The sequence below is a fragment of the Thiocapsa roseopersicina genome, assembly GCF_900106925.1.
GTDB classification, from domain to species: Bacteria; Pseudomonadota; Gammaproteobacteria; order Chromatiales; family Chromatiaceae; genus Thiocapsa; species Thiocapsa roseopersicina.
On the sequence record NZ_FNNZ01000006.1, the window covers coordinates 155,606 to 175,872 of the forward strand.

General features: G+C 65.5%; 16 protein-coding genes. 12 read left to right on the plus strand and 4 right to left on the minus strand.

The window, feature by feature from the left end; translation table 11 throughout:
• Positions 1 to 22: 22 nt before the first annotated feature.
• The 3 genes from BLV04_RS08815 to purK are packed head-to-tail and all read right to left on the minus strand — an operon-like array spanning position 23 to position 2,393.
• Positions 23 to 718, minus strand: a complete 696-nt coding sequence (locus BLV04_RS08815; protein ID WP_093030156.1) for a Uma2 family endonuclease — start codon at positions 716 to 718, stop codon at positions 23 to 25.
• Positions 715 to 1,242, minus strand: coding sequence for a 5-(carboxyamino)imidazole ribonucleotide mutase (purE, locus tag BLV04_RS08820; RefSeq protein WP_093030159.1), 528 nt, complete (start codon positions 1,240 to 1,242; stop codon positions 715 to 717). The genes BLV04_RS08815 and purE overlap by 4 nt, the downstream gene beginning before the upstream one ends.
• Positions 1,239 to 2,393, minus strand: coding sequence for a 5-(carboxyamino)imidazole ribonucleotide synthase (gene purK, locus BLV04_RS08825; protein WP_093030162.1), 1,155 nt, complete (start codon positions 2,391 to 2,393; stop codon positions 1,239 to 1,241). The genes purE and purK overlap by 4 nt, the downstream gene beginning before the upstream one ends.
• Positions 2,394 to 2,665: 272 nt before the next feature.
• On the opposite strand from purK, the gene BLV04_RS25600 reads away from it, so the two are divergent.
• The 11 genes from BLV04_RS25600 (at position 2,666) to BLV04_RS08880 (ending at position 18,846) form a co-directional block, all read left to right on the plus strand.
• Positions 2,666 to 3,364: a CHASE domain-containing protein gene (locus BLV04_RS25600; protein ID WP_093030164.1), complete on the plus strand. Its 699-nt coding sequence runs from the start codon at positions 2,666 to 2,668 to the stop codon at positions 3,362 to 3,364.
• Between the two features lie 176 nt (positions 3,365 to 3,540).
• Positions 3,541 to 6,009 carry a sensor domain-containing protein gene (locus BLV04_RS08835; RefSeq protein WP_245731812.1) on the plus strand — a complete coding sequence of 823 codons (2,469 nt, stop codon included), beginning with the start codon at positions 3,541 to 3,543 and terminating at the stop codon, positions 6,007 to 6,009.
• Between the two features lie 273 nt (positions 6,010 to 6,282).
• On the plus strand, positions 6,283 to 9,267 hold the full coding sequence (locus BLV04_RS08840; RefSeq protein ID WP_093030170.1) for a bifunctional diguanylate cyclase/phosphodiesterase: 2,985 nt from the start codon (positions 6,283 to 6,285) through the stop codon (positions 9,265 to 9,267).
• A 96-nt stretch (positions 9,268 to 9,363) separates the two neighbouring features.
• Positions 9,364 to 12,180 carry a monovalent cation/H+ antiporter subunit A gene (locus BLV04_RS08845; protein ID WP_093030173.1) on the plus strand — a complete coding sequence of 939 codons (2,817 nt, stop codon included), beginning with the start codon at positions 9,364 to 9,366 and terminating at the stop codon, positions 12,178 to 12,180.
• Between the two features lie 13 nt (positions 12,181 to 12,193).
• The gene (locus BLV04_RS08850; protein ID WP_093030347.1) at positions 12,194 to 12,571 is read left to right on the plus strand and encodes a Na+/H+ antiporter subunit C; all 378 of its coding nucleotides are present in this window, start codon (positions 12,194 to 12,196) and stop codon (positions 12,569 to 12,571) included.
• Positions 12,568 to 14,100, plus strand: a complete 1,533-nt coding sequence (locus BLV04_RS08855; protein ID WP_093030175.1) for a monovalent cation/H+ antiporter subunit D — start codon at positions 12,568 to 12,570, stop codon at positions 14,098 to 14,100. The genes BLV04_RS08850 and BLV04_RS08855 overlap by 4 nt, the downstream gene beginning before the upstream one ends.
• A 16-nt stretch (positions 14,101 to 14,116) precedes the next feature.
• Positions 14,117 to 14,611, plus strand: coding sequence for a Na+/H+ antiporter subunit E (locus tag BLV04_RS08860; protein WP_093030178.1), 495 nt, complete (start codon positions 14,117 to 14,119; stop codon positions 14,609 to 14,611).
• Entirely contained in the window at positions 14,605 to 14,874 is a 270-nt protein-coding gene (locus BLV04_RS08865) for a K+/H+ antiporter subunit F (protein ID WP_093030182.1), read from the plus strand. Before BLV04_RS08860 ends, BLV04_RS08865 begins: the two co-directional genes overlap by 7 nt.
• A gap of 204 nt (positions 14,875 to 15,078) precedes the next feature.
• On the plus strand, positions 15,079 to 15,432 hold the full coding sequence (locus BLV04_RS08870) for a Na+/H+ antiporter subunit G (protein WP_093030185.1): 354 nt from the start codon (positions 15,079 to 15,081) through the stop codon (positions 15,430 to 15,432).
• 63 nt (positions 15,433 to 15,495) lie between these two features.
• A complete protein-coding gene (locus BLV04_RS08875) occupies positions 15,496 to 17,469 on the plus strand; it encodes a hydantoinase/oxoprolinase family protein (RefSeq protein WP_093030188.1) in 1,974 nt (657 codons plus the stop codon).
• Positions 17,470 to 17,658: 189 nt separating this feature from the next.
• Positions 17,659 to 18,846, plus strand: a complete 1,188-nt coding sequence (locus BLV04_RS08880) for a DesA family fatty acid desaturase (RefSeq protein WP_093030191.1) — start codon at positions 17,659 to 17,661, stop codon at positions 18,844 to 18,846.
• 198 nt (positions 18,847 to 19,044) lie between these two features.
• Here the strand turns inward: BLV04_RS08880 and BLV04_RS08885 are convergent, their stop codons facing one another.
• Positions 19,045 to 19,671 (minus strand): MlaC/ttg2D family ABC transporter substrate-binding protein, encoded by a 627-nt coding sequence (locus BLV04_RS08885; RefSeq protein WP_093030194.1) that lies wholly within the window; start codon positions 19,669 to 19,671, stop codon positions 19,045 to 19,047.
• Positions 19,672 to 19,792: 121 nt separating this feature from the next.
• Between BLV04_RS08885 and BLV04_RS08890 the strand changes: the two genes are divergently transcribed.
• Positions 19,793 to 20,230, plus strand: coding sequence for a PaaI family thioesterase (locus tag BLV04_RS08890; protein WP_093030197.1), 438 nt, complete (start codon positions 19,793 to 19,795; stop codon positions 20,228 to 20,230).
• Positions 20,231 to 20,267: the final 37 nt, after the last annotated feature.

The following is a 20,267-nucleotide window of genomic DNA, read 5'->3' on the forward strand; positions in this document are numbered from 1 at the left end:
CGATGCATCGCGGTGCAGCAGATCAGATGTCGGCGTCGGGATCGATACCGAGGGCGCGTAGTCGTGCGGCGAGACGTTCTGCACGCTCGTGCTCCTGCTGCGCCAGGGTTGCTTGCTCTTGCGCCCGAGCGGCCGCGTGATCGGCGCGCCGCGCTAATTCGATCGAGGTTAGAAAGGGACGACCGTTCGGGCCGAAGATCTCCAGAGTCTCGGGCGTGAGCGCAAAACGGATCCCGAGCCGCGGGCTGACCCAGCCGTTGATGTGGCTGATCAGGCATAGCCGCTCGCCTTGACGGATCCACAACTCAAGACGGTTGGTGCCGGGGTCGTAGAGGTAATACTCCTCGACGCCGTAAAGCTCGTAGTAGGCCAGCTTGTCGGCCATTTCCTTGAGGCTGTTGGCGGGCGACAGGATCTCGAAGACGACCTGCGGTGCCACCCCGCCCTCTTCCCATTGCTTGTAGCAGCCGCGTCGGCCCTTGGGCCGCCCGAAGACAACCATGACATCCGGTGCGACGGGGCCGGAGACACGCCGATCCGAAACCGGATACCAAAGCAGATCGCCGGCGACAAAGACGTCCGGCCGATCGGCGAAGAGGATCTCCAGGTTTTCCTTGATCTTGACGATCCAGTCGAACTGCTCCGTGTTCTCCGCCATTGGCTGTCCATCACTCTCGGGGTAGGGATCGTCCGGATCGAAATAGGCGAGCGGGTTCACGTCTGCTGCTCCATCGCCGCAACCTTCGCCATGACCGTGGCTTCCAGATCCTGCTTGAAGCGCACGATCCGCTCGCGCACCTGCGCGTCCGAGGCGCCGAGGATCTGGGCGGCGAGGATCCCGGCATTCTTCGCACCGTTGATGGCGACCGTCGCCACCGGCACGCCGGCGGGCATCTGCACGATCGAGAGCAGGGAGTCCTGCCCCGAGAGGCTGGAGGTCTTCACCGGCACGCCGATGACCGGCAGCGGCGTGATGGCGGCGGCCATGCCGGGCAGGTGTGCCGCGCCGCCCGCACCGGCGATGATTACTCGCAGGCCGCGTTCGACCGCACTCTCGGCGTAGTCGTAGAGCCGCTTGGGCGTGCGGTGCGCCGAGACGATGGTCATCTCGTAGGGGATGCCGAGCTCGCCGAGCACGGCGGCGGCATCCTGCATCACCGGCAGATCGGAATCGCTTCCCATGATGATGCCGACTCGGGCCGGGCAATCCGCCGACGACGGGGATGGGTTGGATGCGGTCATGGGTGATCCTCTCCCGAGATCTCGATCAGACGACGGACCCGCTCGGCCTTGATGCGGGCCTGCTCGATGTCCCGGTCCAGAACCGTGACGTGGCCCATCTTGCGAAAGGGCGAGGTCGCCGCCTTGCCGTAAAGGTGCAGACAGACGCCCGGAATCGCCAGGGCCTCGGCCATCCCCTTGATGACGGGGCGCCCCCGATGACCGGGCGCGCCCAACAGGTTGATCATGGCCGCGGGGCAGAGCTGCTCGGTCGACCCCAGCGGCAGACCCACGACGGCGCGCAGATGCTGCTCGAACTGGTCGGTCATGTTCGCTTCGATGGTGTGATGACCCGAGTTGTGGGTGCGCGGCGCGACCTCGTTCACCAGCAGGTCGCCCGCCTCGGTCAGAAACATCTCGACCCCGAAGATGCCCACGCCGCCAAGCGCATCCACGGTGCGCACCGCGAGCTGCTCCGCCGCGGCGGCGGTCTCGGCCGGGATCTGCGCCGGTGCCAGCAGCATCTCGAGCACGTTCTCGCCCGGTCGAAAACACATCTCGACCGCGGGATAGCAGCGATGGTCCCCGTCGAGACCGCGCGCCACCAGCACCGCCAGCTCTTTGGCCGCGGGGATGAAGCGCTCCACCAGGGAGGGCACCGGCAGATGACCGTCGAAATCCTCGGGGCCGTCCAGGATCGAGACACCGCGGCCGTCGTAGCCGCCCCGGCAGGCCTTCTGAACCAGCGGATAGCCGAATGCAGCGAAGGCTTCGGCAGACGGCTCGGGCATCGGCTCGAAGGGCGCGGTCGGGATGCCGGCCGCGCTCAGCGCCCGTTTTTGCGTGAGCTTGTCCTGAATCAAGGCGAGTACGGTCGGGGGCGGCTGAATATTGTGCCCCTCGCGCCCGAGCTGGATGAGTGTCTCGGCATCGATGTCTTCGATATCGAAGGTCACGACATCGCAGGACTCGGCCAGCTCGCGGAGCTTGGAAGGGTCGTGATAGGCACCCACGATCTGATGTCCGGCAACCTGGCCGGCCGGCGAGCCCGGTGTCGGGTCCAGCACCACGCAGGTGCAGCCGATCCGTTTCGCGGCCTTCGCCATCATGCGGCCGAGCTGACCGCCGCCGATGATGCCGATACGTGCAATGGGGAGAGGGAAGACGTCCATGCGGTGAATCATCGGCGCTCGGGAGGAAATTGGAAAGCCCCAATGCCTCGATGCGCGCTTTGCCGAGCACGCAAATCGCCACTGGATCGAGCTCAAGCGACGCCGACCCGCAAAATAAGGTCTACTCTTAAGTACACGGGAACGACCCGAGTCCTTCGGCACCTTTCCGGGCACCCGAACACAAGGATTCGCGAACTTGGAGGCGAGGCGGCTCGACCGAAGCACCCTCTCCCGCCCGACACGACGGCACGACACAGGATCGCCGGAGCAGCATGCGCGATCGCGACACACCCAAGACGACCTCATCCCGGACGATCGCACTTGCAACCCTGCTGGTTGCCCTGGCGTTGTCCACGGGCGTAGTGATCTACACCGAGCAGCAGCGCCTGCAGCTGATGCGCGCGGATACCGCTGTCCTCGCGAAGGATTACGCACACAAGATCGCGGAGACCATCGATCGCGCCTTGTCGGCAACCTATGCCTTGGCCGCGCTCGTACAAGAGGGCCAAGGCCGGATCTCCGATTTCCAAGAGATCGGCGAGGCGATGCTCCCCAAATATCCCGGGGTGGATGCCCTCTTCCTGGCACCGGACGGCGTCATCCGGGATGGCGTTCCATTTGCCGGCAACGAGCCGGTAATCGGTCTTGATCTGCTGAGCGACCCCGTGCGCGGCCCGGATGCCAGGTTGGCTTTGGAGACCGGCCGTCTGACCCTGTCCAGTCCCTACACGCTGGTGCAAGGCCAGATCGGCATCATCGGGCGCCTGCCCATCTTCCTCGACGATGCACAGGGCAATCCCGTCTTCTGGGGCTTTACCATGCCCGCATGCCGTTCCCCGATGCGATCGCACCCAGCCACCTGTCGCAGCTCGACGAGCGCGGCATCGCCTACCGACTCTGGACCATCAAGGCGTCAACCGGCGAAAAACAGATCATCGACGCCTCGCCGGTCGAGCCGATCTCTCCGGTAGAGGCACAACTCAAGGTGCCGAACGCCACCTGGACACTGAGCCTCAGCCCGATCGACGGCTGGGGCGATCCAATCGGGCTCGGGGTCCGAGCCGGGCTGAGTCTGCTCTTCAGCCTCCTGTTGGCAACCCTGGCGAAGCTGCTGGTCGACGCACGCACCCAAAAGGCGCGGCTGGCGATGAAGGTCGCCGAGCGCACCGCCGAGGTCCGCGCGCGTGAGGTGGACTTGGAGCGCGCGGAGGCAATCGCGCAGGTCGGGAGCTGGGACTTCGATGTCCAGGCAAACCGGGCAACCGCGTCGGCCGTCGCCTGCCGAATCACCGGCGGGCTGCCCGATACGCCCTTCAGCCTCAAGCACTTCCTGGAGCAGGTTCACCCAGAGGACCGCGCAACGATCGAGGCGGCTTGGCAAGCGGCGCTTCGGGGCGAGACCTACGATGTAGAGCACCGCAGCCTTGTCGACGGCAGGCTGCGCTGGCTGCGCCAACGGGCGGTCCTGCACTTCGACCCGAGCGGAAAGCCGCTGCGCGCGCTCGGCTCGGTCGAGGACATCACCGAGCGCAAGCTGGCGCAGGAAGCGCTGCACCGTAGCGAGGCGCGTCTTCGCCAGATCCTCGACACCGCAAACGAGGGCATTTGGACGATCGACATCGAGGGTCGCACCACCTTCGCCAATCCCCGAATGGCGGAGCTCTTGGGATGTCCCATCGATCGACTCGTCGGCCGATCCTTTTTCGACTTCGTCGATCCGGACATCCGCGGGATCGCCGAGCAGAATCTCGCAAAACGCCGCGCCGGGATCGCCGAGAGGCATGAGTTCCGGTTCAAGCGGCCCGACGGATCCCACCTGTGGACGCTGGTCTCCACCAACCCGCTCTACGGCGAGGACGGCGAGGTCAACGGGGCGTTGGCCATGATCACCGACATCTCCGCGCGCAAGGAGGCCGAGGCCGAGCTGCGCATCGCCGCAATCGCCTTCGAGGCGCAGGAGGGAATGCTCGTCACCGATACGAATGAGCGCATCCTGCGGGTCAACAAAGCCTTTGCGAGAATCACCGGCTATCCGCCGGAGGAGGCGGTGGGCAAGACCCCGCGGCTACTGGGCTCAGGTCGGCACGGCACGGACTTTTTTACCGAGATGTGGAAGCACATCCTCGAACACGGATACTGGGAAGGCGAGATCTGGAATCGGCGCAAGAGCGGCGAGATCTTTCCGGACTGGATGACCATCACGGCCGTGAAGGATGCCCTCGGGCGCATGACCCACTATGTCGGCACACTGACCGACATCAGCCAACGCAAGAAGGACGAGGAGGCGATTCGCCGGCTCGCCTTTTATGACCCCTTGACCGGCCTGGCGAATCGCCGGCTGATGCTCGACCGGTTGAATCAGACCCTGGCCGCCTCGGCACGTTCCGGTCAGGACGGTGCCATGATCTTCATCGACCTGGACAACTTCAAGAAGCTCAACGACACCCGCGGGCACCACATCGGCGACCTCCTGCTGGAGGAGGTCGCGCGGCGACTGACCGAGACCGTGCGCAAGAGCGACAGTGTCGCCCGTCTCGGGGGCGACGAGTTCGTCGTCCTGCTCCAGGATCTCGGCGATGACCCGGCGCAGGCGGCCGCGCTGGCCGAAGCGGTCGGCGAGAAGGTCATCGCCGCCCTGGGGATGCCCTACATGCTCGCAGGCGCGGAGCACAGCAGCTCCCCCAGTCTCGGGATCGCCATGTTCAACCGCGAGCCGCATACCGCCGAGGAGATCCTGAAACACGCGGATCTGGCCATGTACCAAGCCAAGGCCGCCGGACGTAATAGACTGCGGTTCTACGACCCCGAGATGCAGGCGAGCGTCGACCAACGCGGCACGCTCGAACGGGAGTTGCGCCATGCCATCGGGGAAGGCCAGCTCGTCCTCTACTACCAATCGCAGGTCGACACGCAGGGGCGTGTCAACGGGGCCGAGGCGCTGGTGCGCTGGCGCCATCCGCAGCGCGGCCTGATCCCGCCGGCGCAGTTCATCGGATCGGCCGAATCGCTCGGACTGGCCCTGCCGTTGGGCCGTTGGGTCCTTGCAAGCGCCTGCGCTCAGTTGGCCGAGTGGGCGAGGCGACCGGAGAGCGCGGGGCTCAACCTGGCAGTTAACATCAGCGGCGCGTATTTTCGCCGTCCCGAGCTTGTCGAGGACATCAGCCGGGCGCTTGACGAGAGCGGGGCAAATCCCCGACGACTCCGCCTGGAGTTGGCCGAGGCGACGTTGCTCGACGATCCCGAGGACTCGCTCGCCAAGATGATCGCGTTGAAGGAGACGGGCGTTGGCTTTACCCTTGACAACTTCGGGTCCGGCTATTGCTCTTTGTCGTATCTCAAGCGACTGCCGCTCGATCAGCTGAAGATCGCCCCGGCGTTCGTACGCGAGGTCCTTGAGGATTCCGCGGACGCAACGGCCGACAGTTTCGTCGCACTTGCCGAAAGCCTTGGTCTTGCGATCATGGCCGAGGGCGTCGAGACCGAGGCGCAGCGCGATTACCTGGCCCATCATGGCTGCCGGACCTTTCAGGGCTTTCTCTTCGGGCTGCCGGGTCCGGCCGACGCGCTTTTCACGGCAGGAGCACAAGCCTCGAGCCGCAGAGACGATGCGGCCTGAGGCCGCCCGGCCGGGGCGGATCTCAAACGAGATTCGGCGAGGAAAGACCGATCGAATCAGTGCTTCCCGATACCGACGGATGGGCTGAAACTGGCGGGGCACGGCCCAACGTCGGCGTACCCCGCGAGCACCAAAAAAAGACGATATCGCACAGTCGAACCGACACCCACAGACTCTCGCTCGCGGGTATATTCAAGCCGGCCACGTCGCCCCGACGCCGACGCAGCCGACGACGTCCTGCACCGGAGCCGGCAGATATGGAGCTCGACCGCGATGACTCATTCCTCCCTGCGAGCCCGAGCCCGACCCGGGGTGGTCGCGGCCCTGGTGTTCCTGACGGCCTCCATCCTTGCCGGGGGGGCGATCCTCTACTTCGAGCGACAGCGCATTGCGCTCGCCCGTGCCGATGCGGCCGCGATCGCCGACGATTACGCGGACATCCTCGAGATCCAGATCGATCGCGCCCTGTCGGTAACCTACGCGCTGGCCGCATTGGTCCATCAGGGCGGAGGAGGAATCGACGGATTCGAGACGACGGCCCGTGCACTCTTGCCCTTCTACGAGAACGTCGAGGCCCTTTATCTGGCACCCGAGGGCATCGTCCGGCAGGTCTTCCCCTTGGAAACCAACGAAGCGGCGCTCGGTTTGAATTTGCTTGAAGATCCGGAGCAGCGCATCGAAGCACGCCTGGCCCGCGACACCGGTCGGCTGACCCTGGCAGGTCCGTTCGAGCTGGTGCAGGGCGGAGAGGGTGTGGTCGGGCGCCTACCTGTCTTCTTGGAGGATGCGCAGGGCAACCCGCTGTTCTGGGGTTTTACGATGGCGATGTTGCGCACCCCGTCGGCACTCGCGCCCGCCGGGTTGTCGCAGTTGAACGAACGCGGTTTCGAGCTCGCACTCTGGCGCACCGACCCGCGCAGCGGCGCGGTGCAGATCATCGAACAATCCTCGCCCGCGCCACTCTCCGACCCGGTGAACCAACCGGTGCCGCTGCCGAACGCCACCTGGACATTGAGCGTCAGCCCGGTGTGGGGCTGGTCCGATCCCGCAGGATTGGCGGTCAAGGGTGCATCGGGGGTCTCGCTTGCGCTGCTGCTGGCCGCCCTCGCCGGCCTGCTGGCCCAATCCCGGATCGACCGTGAAAGACTCGAGGACCTGGTGCGCGAGCGTACGACGCAGATCCGTGCCCGCGAGTCCGAGCTCACGCGCGCCCAAGCGGTCGCGAAGGTCGGCAGTTGGACGCTGGACCTGGCGAGCGGTCGCGTGCAACGCTCCGAGGAGGCCGACCGGATCTTGGGGCCGCACGAGGGCAAGCAGTGCACGGCGCAGGCGCTGTTCGGTCCCGTTCATCCGGAGGACCTGGAGATCACGGAGCAGGCCTGGCAGGCGGCGTGCGCGGGCGAGGCGTTCGATATCTGCTACCGGATCCTGAACGGCGAACGGCTTTCCTGGCTTCGAGCCCGTCTCGAGCCCGCGCCCGCCACATCGAACCAGCGCCGCTGCAGTGTCGGCACCCTGCAGGACATCACGGAGCATAAGGCTGCCGATTCGGCCTTGCGCGAGAGCGAAGGGTTTCTCAACTCCGTCATGGAGATCCTTCCCGTAGGAATCTGGTTCCTGAACGAGACGGGCGAGATTCGATTCATCAACGACGCCGGGAAGCGGATTTGGGCCGGCAGCCGTTATGTCGGGATCGAGCGGTTCGGCGAGTACAAAGCCTGGTGGCTGGACAGCGGCAAGCCGATCGAGCCTCATGACTGGGCGGCGTCACGCGCCATCGCCCGCGGCGAGACCTCGCTGGGCGAGCAGATCGAGATCGAGTGCTTCGACGGCACGCGCAAGATCGTCCTCAATTCGGCCGTGCCGTTGCGCGGAGCCGACGGGGCCGTCAAGGGAGTGGTCGTCGTCAACCAGGACATCACCCGGGACAAGGCTGCCGAGGACGAGATCCGGCGGCTCGCCTTCTACGACCCCCTGACCTGCCTGCCCAATCGCCGGCTCCTCCTCGAGCATCTCTCCCACGCGCAGGCCACGAGTGCCCGCAGCATGAGCGAGGGGGCGCTCCTGTTCATCGATCTGGACAACTTCAAGACACTCAACGACACCTACGGCCACGACACCGGCGATCTGCTGCTGCGGCAGGTCGCCGAGCGGCTGAGCGCCTGCGTGCGCGAGTGCGACACAGTGGCCCGCCTCGGGGGCGACGAGTTCGTGGTGATGCTCGAGGACCTGGGCACGGACGCCGAAGAGGCGGCTTTGCAGGCCGAGCGTGTCGCCGAAAAGATCCTTGCCAACCTGAACCCGCCCTATCGGATCGCCGAGCAGTCGCACCACAGTACCCCGAGCATCGGAATCACGCTCTTCAGCGGCCACCGGGAGAGCCTGGAAGAGTTGCTCAAGCGCGCCGACCTGGCGATGTATCAGGCCAAGGCCGCAGGCCGAAACACACTCTGCTTCTTCGACCCGGAGATGCATGCAGTCCTGGCTCGGCGCGCCGCGCTCGAAGTCGACCTGCGTCAGGGCCTGCTCGACGGGCAGTTCTTCCTCCAGTACCAGCCGCAGGTCGACGATGCCGGCGGCGTGACCGGCGCCGAAGCACTGTTGCGCTGGCGCCATCCCCAGCGCGGGATGGTCTCGCCGGGCGAGTTCATCCCGGTGGCGGAGTCCTCGGGTCTGATCCTGCCGCTCGGTCAGTGGGTGCTCGAGGCCGCCGCTCGTCAGCTCGCCGTCTGGTCGAGGCAATACGAAACCAGTCATCTGTCTTTGGCGGTGAACATCAGTGCGCGCCAGTTCCGCGACCCGCGCTTCGTGGAGCAAGTCCTGCGGATCATCGAGCAAACCGGAGCGAATCCGCAGCGCCTCAAGCTCGAGATCACCGAGAGCCTCCTGCTCGACGACATCGGGGATGCCATCGACAAGATGTCGGCGCTCAAATCCCACGGGGTGGGTTTCTCGCTGGACGACTTCGGCACCGGGTACTCCTCGCTCTCCTATCTCAAGCGCCTGCCGCTCGATCAATTGAAGATCGACCAGTCGTTCGTGCGCGATGTGCTCACCGACCCCAACGACGCGGCCATCGCCCGCACCATCGTCGCGTTGGCGCAAACGCTCGGCCTCGGCGTCATTGCCGAAGGGGTCGAGACGGCGGAGCAGCGGAGCTTTCTCTCCGAGCACGGATGTCGAGCCTTCCAAGGCTATCTGTTCGGACGGCCGGGCGCCGCCGAGGATCTGCTTGCGCAATCGCCGACGGTGGCTTGATCCGCAGAGGCGCGTCCGCACGGGGACGCCTGCGAACGGACGGTGGTATCCTTGGCCCGAGCGAGTCACCGTCCTCCCGTCCAGGCAGTCGCGCGCATGAATCTTCTCTTCGTCGTTCTCATTCCCTTCATCGGGGCCGGCCTGGCTGCGTGGGTCTCGCGCTTCGGACGGCTGCAATCGGCCTGGATGGCCGGAGGCGTGGCCCTGGCCTCACTGATCGCGCTGGCGCCGAGCGTGACCGCCCCGTTTCTGGGCGAGACCCTGGTACAACGCATCCCCTGGATACCCGCGCTGGGACTCGATCTCGCGTTCCGGCTCGACGGGCTGGGTCTGCTGTTCGCCCTGATGATCCTGGGGATCGGTCTGCTGGTGATCCTCTACGCGCGCTATTACCTGGCCGAGCGCGACTGCATGGGCCGGTTCTACGGCTATCTGCTGCTCTTCATGGGCTCGATGCTCGGCATCGTCCTGTCCGAGAACCTGATCCTGCTCCTGATGTTCTGGGAGCTGACGAGTCTGTCGTCCTTCCTGCTCATCAGCTACTGGCAACATCGCGAGGATGCCCGAACGGGGGCGCGCATGGCGCTTGCCGTCACGGGGCTGGGCGGGCTCGCCATGCTCGGCGGCTTCGTGCTGCTCGGCGAGATGGTCGGAAGCTACGATCTATCGGTGGTTCTCGCCAGCGGCGACCTGATCCGCTCCGACCCGCTCTACACCCCGATGCTGGTGTTGATCCTGCTCGGCGCCTTTACCAAGTCCGCGCAGTTCCCGTTCCATTTTTGGCTGCCGCACGCGATGGCGGCACCCACCCCCGTGTCGGCCTATCTGCACTCGGCAACCCTGGTCAAAGCGGGCGTCTTCCTGCTGGCACGCCTGTTCCCGGTGCTTTCGGGGACGACCGAGTGGTCGGTCCTGGTCATGGGCGCGGGGCTTTCGACCCTCTTGATCGGCGCCTATTTCGCCCTCTTCAAGCACGATCTGAAGGGTCTGCTCGCCTATTCGACCATCAGCCATCTCGGCCTCATCACGCTGCTGTTCGGCATCGGGACACCGCTCGCCGCGGTCGCCGGTGTCTTCCACATCATCAACCACGCGACCTTCAAGGCGTCGCTCTTCATGGCCGCGGGCATCATCGATCATGAGTGCGGGACGCGCGATATGCGGCGCATCAACGGTCTCTGGCGCTACATGCCCTACACGGGGACGCTGGCGATGGTCGCTGCGGCGGCCATGGCCGGAGTTCCGCTCTTCAACGGGTTCCTCTCCAAGGAGATGTTCTTCGGCGAGACGGTCACCTTCTCGGCGAACCATACATGGGAGTGGCTCCTGCCCAGCGCCGTCGTCGTCGCGGGGATCTTTGCCGTGGCCTATTCGCTGCGCTTCATCCACGACGTCTTCTTCAACGGCGACCCGGTCGATCTGCCCAAGACCCCGCACGAGCCACCGCGCTGGATGAAGGTGCCGGTAGAGATCCTGGTCGCGATCTGTCTCCTGGTCGGGATGCTACCGGCCTTCACCGTGGCTCCGCTGCTCTCCGTGGCGGCGACGGGCGTGCTTCAGAGCGCCCCGCCGGACTACGACCTGGCCATCTGGCACGGGGTCAACGCCGCGCTGATCATGAGCATCGCCGCGTCGGTCGGCGGCATCCTGCTCTATGTGGGGCGTCGCCCGCTGTTCAACCTCGCCACCAAGCTCGAAGGACTCCTCGATGCCAGGGCCGTCTTCGATTGGCTCCTGAAGGGTCTCCTCGCTCTGGCCGGCGCCGTCACACGCACCCTGGATACCGGCTCGCTGCAGCGCATGCTGCTCGTCTTCATCCTGTCGGCGCTGACCCTGGGGACGGTCGGTTTCCTCGGCGGCGATGCACCCCTGACCGGCGATCACGACCTTTTGCCTGCCGATGCGGTGAGCCTGCTCGTCACGATCGCTCTGATCACCGTCGCCCTCTGGACGGTCATCCTGCACCGTCGCCGCCTGACCGCACTCATCGTCATGGGTGCCTTGGGCCTGCTGGTGTCGCTCATCTTCGTGAAGTTCTCGGCGCCGGACCTCGCCTTGACCCAACTCTCGGTGGAGGTGGTGACGATCGTCCTGCTGCTGTTGGCGCTCTATTTCCTTCCGCAACACAGCCCGAGCGAATCGAGCCGGGCCCGGCGGATCCGGGATATCGGGGTGGCCGGCTTGGCCGGCGGCGGCGCGGCGGCACTGACATGGTCGGTGCTGACCCGGCCTTACGAGAGCATCGCGGACTTCTTCCTGGAAAACAGCGTGCCCGGAGGCGGGGGCGCGAACGTGGTCAACGTGATCCTGGTGGATTTCCGCGGCTTCGACACACTGGGCGAGATCTCGGTCCTGGCCCTCGCCGGCCTGGGAATCTATGCGATGCTGAAGGATCTGCGTCTGCCCGGACCGACCTGCGATGCACGCGGGCGACCTTGGAACTGGGACATGCACCCGACCATTATGGCGGCATTGACGCGTCTCCTGCTGCCGCTCGCCCTGCTTGTCTCGGCCTTCATCTTCCTGCGCGGACATAACCTGCCGGGCGGCGGTTTCATCGCCGGGCTCATCACCGCGATCGCCTTGATCATGCAGTACTTGGCGAACGGCGTGGAATGGACACACAGCCGCATGACCTCCAATCTGCATCCGGTCATCGGTGCCGGGTTGATGATCGGATTGCTCACCGGGCTCGCGAGCCTGGTCTTCGGCTATCCCTTCCTGACCTCCGCATTCACCCACGTGCACTGGCCGGTGATCGGGGACTTCGAGCTGGCCTCGGCAATCGCCTTCGATCTCGGGGTCTATCTCGTGGTGGTCGGGGCGACGCTCCTGATCTTGGTGCATCTCGGCCTGATGCATCACGCCAGTCATCCGGACGAGCCGGAACCCTCCGCGCCGAACCATGCTTGAGGAACCGTTGTCGATGGAAGCCCTGATCGCCCTGATCATCGGTGTCTTGACCGCCTGCGGGGTCTACCTTGCACTGCGGGCGCGCACCTTCCCCGTGGTCATCGGACTGACCCTGCTGTCCTACGCCGTGAATCTCTTCCTCTTCGTCACCGGGCGCTTGACCGTCGGCCAACCCGCGGTGATCTCGGATCAGGCCGTCGGCTATACCGATCCCCTGCCTCAGGCGCTGGTGCTGACGGCCATCGTCATCAGCTTCGGCATGACCGCCTTCATCATCATGCTGGCGCTCAAGGCGCGTGCCGAGCTGGGAACAGATCAGGTGGATGGCCGACTCGACGGCGGCGACGCCCCGAATGAGCGCGGGCCGGAACGCGGGAGACAGCACGGATGAGCCATCTGGTCATTGCCCCGGTCCTCTTCCCGCTCTTTGCGGCAACCCTGTTGCTGCTGTTGCGGCGCGTCATGCCCTTGCGCTTACGACGCAGCCTGAATCTCGTCGCGCTCGTCATCCAGATCCTGCTGGTGTCTCTTCTGGCTCAGCGTGTCGCCGGGGGCGAGATCCTGGTGTATGCGCTCGGCAACTGGCCGGCGCCCTACGGGATCGTCATGGTCGCGGATCGTCTGAGCGTCTGGATGCTGCTCGTCACGAGCCTGCTCGCCTTCTTCGCCATGCTCTATGCCGTGCGCGGGACGGATGCCGGAAGCCGGCACTTCCATCCGCTCTTTCAGCTCCAGTTGTTCGGTCTGAGCGGTGCCTTTCTGACCGGCGATCTGTTCAATCTTTTTGTCTTCTTCGAGATCCTGCTGCTCGCCTCCTACGGGCTGCTGCTGCATCGCGGCGGGGCCAATCGGGTGCGCGCGGGGCTGCACTTCGTCGCACTGAATCTCGCGGGGTCAACACTCTTTCTGTTCGCGGTCGGCACACTCTACGCCATCCTCGGGACGCTCAACATGGCGGACCTCGCGGTGAAGGCGGCGGCGACCCCGCCGGAGAATCTCGGCGTAGTGCGCGCGGCCGGGCTCCTGTTGTTCGTGGTCTTCGCGCTGAAGGCAGCGCTGATCCCGCTCTATCTCTGGCTGCCCGCGGCCTATTCGTCGACGTCGGCACCGGTGGCCGCGCTCTTCGCGATCATGACCAAGGTCGGTGCCTACAGCATCCTGCGGGTCTATACCCTGATCTTCGGCGCCGAGGCCGGTCCGGTCGCGAATCTGATCAGCCCCTGGCTCTTGCCGCTCGCGCTCGCGACCATGGCGATCGGCACCCTGGGCGTGCTGGCCGCGCATGAGCTGCGCAGGCAGGTCGCCTATCTGGTGGTGGTGTCGGTGGGGTTCCTGTTGACGGCCTTCGCACTGGGGACCGAGGCCAGCATCGGCGCAGGTCTCTATTATCTGGCGCACACGACATTCGCGGCGGCGGCCTTCTTCCTCTTGGCGGACATCATCGCCATGGGGCGCGGCACGCTTGCGGATCGTCTGGATCCGGGGCCGGTCATCGCCAACGCCAACCTGATTGGTGCGCTCTTTTTCATCACCGCCATCCTCGTCTCCGGGTTGCCGCCGCTGTCCGGATTTCTCGGTAAGTACATGGTGCTGAACGCCGCGGTGGACCTGCCGAGCATGCCTTGGGTGTTCGGCGTGATCCTGACCGCCGGGCTCTTCGGCATCATTGCACTCGCCCGCAGCGGCAGCCTTTTGTTCTACCGCGCCGAGGGCCTGATCGAGCGCACCGGTACCGCCGGGCGATCCGCCGTCGGTCCGAACTGGGGCCGTCTCTTGCCGGTCTTCGGCCTGCTGCTGCTGTGCGTCACGCTGGTCATCTGGGCCGGACCCTTGTCCGAGTACACCCGTGCAACCGCCGAGCAGCTCCTGGAGCCCGGCGTCTATATCCGGGCCGTGCTGGGCGACCCCCGACCTGTATGACCGGAGTGCATAAGCGATGAAGCTCAGGCTGCTGCCTCACCCCATCCTCACGCCGGTCCTGGCCCTGATCTGGCTCCTGCTGGTCAACAGCCTGTCGCCCGGTCAGATTCTCTTGGGCCTGATCCTGGGATGGGCGATCCCGGTCTTCACGCTGCGTTTCTGGCCGGAGCGGGTCAGGGTCCACAAGCCACTGACCTTGATGCGATTTTTGGCGGTCGTCATGTACGACATCCTGGTGGCCAACCTCGCGGTCGCCGCCCTGATCCTGGGCGGTCCGAAGCACGTCAAGCCGGCCTTCGTCCGCGTGCCGCTTGCCTTGCGCACGGATCTGGGGATCAGCCTGCTCGCCAATACGGTCTCCCTGACGCCGGGCACCGTCTCGGCCTGGCTCAGCCCGGATCGCAGCCATTTGGTCGTTCATGGACTCAAGGTCAACGACCCCGACGCCCTGATCGCCGAGATCAAGCGTCGCTACGAGGCACCGATCAAAGAGGTCTTCGAGCCATGCTGAGCATCGCCGTCTCCATCGCCTTCGCACTGGTCTCCGGGGCGCTGCTGCTGAGCCTCTGGCGTCTGCTCCGGGGGCCGGACAAGCCGGACCGCATCCTGGCGCTCGACACCCTCTACATCAATACCATCGCCTTGCTGGTCCTGCTCGGGATCCATCTGAGCAGCTCGCTGTATTTCGAGGCCGCGCTTTTGATCGCCATGATGGGGTTTGTCGGTACGGTGGCACTCTGCAAATATCTCCTGCGCGGCGATATCATCGAATAATGAAAGCGCGTCTTTTGGTGGACTTTTGTAATGTTCGAGGGTTTGGCGAGCGTCGCGGGCATCTGTTCGCGTTGGAGCTGACGCGCTTTCATAATGTTTAATTCCTTTTGTTTTTTCTTCAATCGCGTCGACTCCATGCTCTGATGGGGCCACGTGGGTATGATCCGGTACAGCCTCTATCCATCACGCCGAGGACGCGATTGAATGCTTGAGATGATGTTGTCGGTCCTGATCGTCGTCGGTGCGCTCTTCACCTTCATCGGGTCCTTGGGTCTCGCCCGGCTCGACGATTTCTACACGCGCCTGCATGGCCCGACCAAGGCCACCACCCTCGGCGTGGGCGCGCTGCTGATTGCATCGGTGCTCTACTTCAGTACCCGCGGCGAGGGGCTTAGCCTGCATGAGATCCTGGTGACGCTCTTCCTCTTCATCACGGCCCCGGTCAGTGCGCACCTGCTCGCCAAGGCCGCGCTGCATCTGCGCGTGCGCTCGATTGCACCGCCCCCGCCCGAGGCCGAGGAGCCGTTGGCCGATACCCGCGTCCGGACCGGCGACTAGGTCCGATCAAGCCTTGTCGGCCTTTGCGACCCAAGCGACCCTCAAGCGCGAGGCTCATCGGCCATGATCATCGTGGGCATCGATACCGGCGGGACCTTCACCGACCTGGTGCTATGGCGCGACGGCCGGGTACGGACGCATAAGGTCCTCTCGACCCCGGCGGCGCCCGAGCAGGCGATCCTGCGCGGGATCGCCGAGCTGGGTCTGGATCCGGCCGGGTTGCACGTCATCCACGGGAGCACGGTAGCGACCAATGCGGTTCTCGAGGGCAAGGGCGTCCGAACACTCTATGTCGCCAATCGCGGGCTCGGCGATCTCTTGACCATCGGTCGCCAAGCACGACCGGACCTCTACGACCTCCAACCGCCGGCACGGCTTCCGCCGGTTCCGCCCGAGCTCTGTGTCGAGACCGGCGGACGTCTCGGCGCCGACGGCGATTGGGTCGAACCCCTGACCGCCGCCGACCTGGACGCGCTCAAGACGACGGTCATGCGGCTCGCCCCCGAGTCGGTCGCGATCAACCTGCTCTTTTCCTATCTGGACGACAGTGCCGAGCGGGCCTTGGAGGACGCGATGCCCGAGGGCCTGTTCGTCGCGCGCTCCTCCGAGGTCCTGCCGCTCGTCGGCGAATACGAACGCGGGATCGCCACCTGGATCAACGCGCGCATCGGGCCCATCGTCGCACGCTATATCGGGCGCCTTGCCGACGGTCTGTCGGGGGCACGGGTCTCGGTCATGCAAAGCAGCGGAGAGGCGGTCACGGCGAATCAGGCCGCCCGGCACACCGCGCGCCTGCTGCTCTCGGGTCCGGCCGGCGGACTCGCCGGGGCGGCCTTCGCCGCGGCGCAGACCGGCTGTCCGCGGTTGCTGACGTTCGACATGGGCGGGACCTCCACAGATGTCGCCGTAGTCGACGGCGAGCCGCGTCTCACCACCGACGGGCACATCGCCGGCTTCCCCGTCGCGCTGCCGATGGTCGACATGCATACCATCGGGGCCGGCGGGGGCTCGATCGCGCGGCTCGATGCAGGCGGCATGCTCCTGGTCGGACCCGAGTCCGCCGGGGCCGACCCGGGACCTGCCTGCTATGACCGCGGCGGACGCGAGGCGACCGTGACCGACGCCAACCTGGTGCTCGGGCGGCTCGACCCGAACGGATTCCTCGGCGGGCGGATGCGCTTGAACCCGGACGCCGCCCGTGCCGCCCTGGGACGACTCGCGCACACCATGGGGCTCTCGATCGAGGAGACGGCGCTGGGCGTGATCCGTCTGGCCGACGAGCATATGGCGCGCGCCCTGCGGGTGATCTCGGTGCAGCGCGGGCTGGATCCGCGCGATTTCATCCTGACCTCGTTCGGCGGTGCCGGCGGTCTGCATGTCTGCGCCCTGGCCGAGGCGTTGGGCATGACACGCGCCCTGGTGCCTGTGCATGCCGGTGTCCTCTCGGCACTCGGGATGCTAGTGACCCCGGCCGGACGAACCCTGACCCGGACGCGCCTCGGACTGCTCGCCGACGCCGGCGATGCCGAGATCGCGGCGGCGCTCGACGCGCTCGCCGAGTCCGGGATCACCGAACTGGAGCAGGAAGGCGTGGCCCGCGCTGATCTGCGTGTCGAGCGCTCGCTCGATCTGCGTTATCGCGGCCAATCCCATACGCTCAACCTGCACTGGGCTAGCGTCGCGGACGCCATCGCCGCGTTTCACGCGCAGCACCGGGATCGCTACGGTCACCGGCTCGACCTGCCGGTCGAGCTGGTCAATCTGCGGGTGCGCGTACGCGGCCCGATCCCGAATCTTGAGCTGCCGCCGATCGGGGCGTCCGGCCGAGGGAGCCCGACCGGAAGCTCCGCTGCCTACGGATGTCCGACGCCGGTCGCCTGCTGGACACGCGAGGATCTCGGTCAAGGGCGCGGGCTGCTTGGACCGGCGATCATCGCAGACGCACTGGCCACCACCTGGCTCGCCCCCGGCTGGCGGGCCGATCTGGACGCGGTCGGGAACCTGATGCTACAAAGAGCGGTCGGAGAAAAGCCCTAGTCGAGCGGTGCAGAGATTCCGAGACCGCCCGAGATCATTGTCGTTGTCGTATCGATGGTCGATTACGACAACGACAACGAACGGTCTCGACACATCTGCCGTGCTGTATCAGCCGGACAACCGCAAAGGGACAGATCGCCACCGGCCACGCCCGGCTCGGCACGCCACCACCACTCCTTCAGGACATCCATGACGCTCTACGGATTGCTCGACGTCGACATCCTGTCCGCCGTGCTCATCACGCTCGGCATGACCCATATCACCATCGTTGCCGTGACGGTCTATCTGCACCGTGCACAAGCGCATCGGGCGCTCGATCTGCATCCGGCGGTCTCGCACTTCTTTCGCTTCTGGCTCTGGCTCACGACCGGGATGGTGACCAAGGAATGGGTCGGCGTCCATCGGCGTCATCATGCCAAGTGCGAGACCGTCGAGGACCCGCATAGCCCGCAGGTCTTGGGCCTGCGCAAGGTCTTGGGCGAGGGCGCGGAGCTCTACGCACAAGCCGCGAGCGATCGCGCAGCCGTCGAGCGCTACGGCCAAGGCACCCCGGATGACTGGATCGAGCGTCGGCTTTACAGCCGCTTTTCCTGGCAGGGGGTCGCGCTCATGCTGGTCCTGGATGTGGTTCTCTTCGGCGTCTACGGCATCGTGATCTGGGCCGTTCAGATGCTCTGGATCCCCATCTTCGCCGCCGGTGTCATCAACGGCGTCGGGCACTATTTCGGCTATCGCAACTTCGAGCCGCCGGATGCCTCCACCAACATCGTCCCCTGGGGCATCCTGATCGGCGGCGAAGAGCTGCACAACAATCACCATGCCTTCCCCAGCTCGGCGCGACTCGCGTCGAAATGGTGGGAATTCGATATCGGCTGGATGTATATCCGCATCCTCACGGCACTGCGGCTGGCGAAGGTCCGCCGGGTCGCACCCAACCCGCAGGTGGTCCCGGGCAAGTCGCAACTGGATCTCGAGACCCTGCGTGCGGTGATCACGAGCCGGATGCACGTCTTTGCGCGCTACGGGAAAGAGGTGATGGTCCCGGTCTCGCGCGAGGAGCTGTGCCGCGACGCGGAGCACTGCAAACGCTTGGTCAGGCGTGCGCGAAGACTGCTCCTGACCGAGGGCCAGCGACTCGACCTCGCCGCTCGCGGCAGTTTGGAGCAGATCCTTGCCAAGAATCAGACGCTCGCCACCGTCTATCACTTTCGCGAGCGCCTGCAGGAGATCTGGGACCGCAAGGCGCCCAGCCAGGAGGCGTTGCTTCACGCGCTTCAGGATTGGTGTCAGCAGGCCGAGGCGACGGGGATTCAGGCGTTGGAACGGTTCTCCAGGAACCTGCGCGGATTTGCACTGGCGCCGACGCTTGCTCGGTAATTAAACCGCGCGCTGCGCAGTATACGAGTTTTTTGAATGGGATCGGCCGCGGCAGGCTTGACGACCGCTGGAGCCGGCGCGGTTTAAGATTTTGAAAAATAAATCCTCTTTAAACCGCGCCAGCTCCGACAGTTATCGGTGCTGGCGCGGCCAAGCCAATCCAACACACGACGCATATTGCACCGGGCGCGGTTTTGGTCAACGCCGGGTGTTGTTCCGGGTGGTCAACTCCTCAAGCAACCCGTCGATGCCGCGACGCTGCGCAACCGACGTGAACTGATTCCGATACGAGGCCAGCAGGCTGATCTCCTGAACCGCCACGTCGTAGGCCCGCCATCGCCCGTCGCTGTAGGCCATCCGATAGTCCACCCGCACGGGCTGCCCGCCCGGCTGCTGGATCTCGGTGCGAACCAGCGTGCGTGTGGCGCCGGGCTCCAGCTGCATGGGGAGGAAGCGGATGTCCCAGGAGCTGAGGGCGTCGAGCGCGGAGGAATAGGTCTGGATCAAGAGCCGCTGAAACTCCGCTTGGAACACCCGGCGCTGCTCCGGCGTCGCATCCCGCCAATAGGGTCCGAGCGCCAGGGCCGAGACACGCGGAACATCCACATGGGGCAGGAACAGCTCATCGACCAGACGATGGACATAGCCGGGGTCGGTCTTGAGCAGGTTCCGATCCTCGCGAAGCACCCGCATCAGGCCGTCCGAGACCTGCTGGATGATGCGTTGCGGCTCGTTGAGCCCGCCGTACGCCGTCGCCGGGACGAGCACTGCGCATTGAAGCAAAAGAAGCGTCGCCCATGGGGCGCGATAGTTCACTGGGATCATGGGTCACTATCCGATCCGGTTGCCCGGTTTCCTGTAAGGGTATACTTCGACACCGCGTCCGGCGAAGGGGTTGCATGCCCGCTCGACGACATTCGGACCATCAGTCGTGAAGGAGAGACCCATGACGAACCCCCAGCTGCCCGCTCAGCCAACCCAGGCCGATCTGAAGGACTTTTTTCTCAAGGACCGTTTCGCTGCACACGTCGGCATCGAGCTTCTGGAGATGGCGCCCGGCCGGGCCAAGGCCAAGCTCGAGATCCATGATCACCACCGCAACGCCGTCGGCGTCGTCCACGGCGGAGCCATCTTCAGTCTGGCCGATCTGGTCTTCGCCGTCGCCTCCAACTCACACGGCACCGTCGCGCTCGGGATCAACGTTTCCATCTCCTACATGACCGCCGCCCGTGGCGGGACACTCGTCGCCGAGGCCGAAGAGGTCTCGATCAACCCCAAGCTCGCCACCTATCTGATCCGCATCCGCGACGACGACCAGACCCTGATCGCGCTCTTTCAGGGGACGGTGTATCGGAAACGCGAGACGCTGCCGGTGACGGAGTGACGGAGTGACGGCCGGTAGGATGGGACACTAGGCGGAA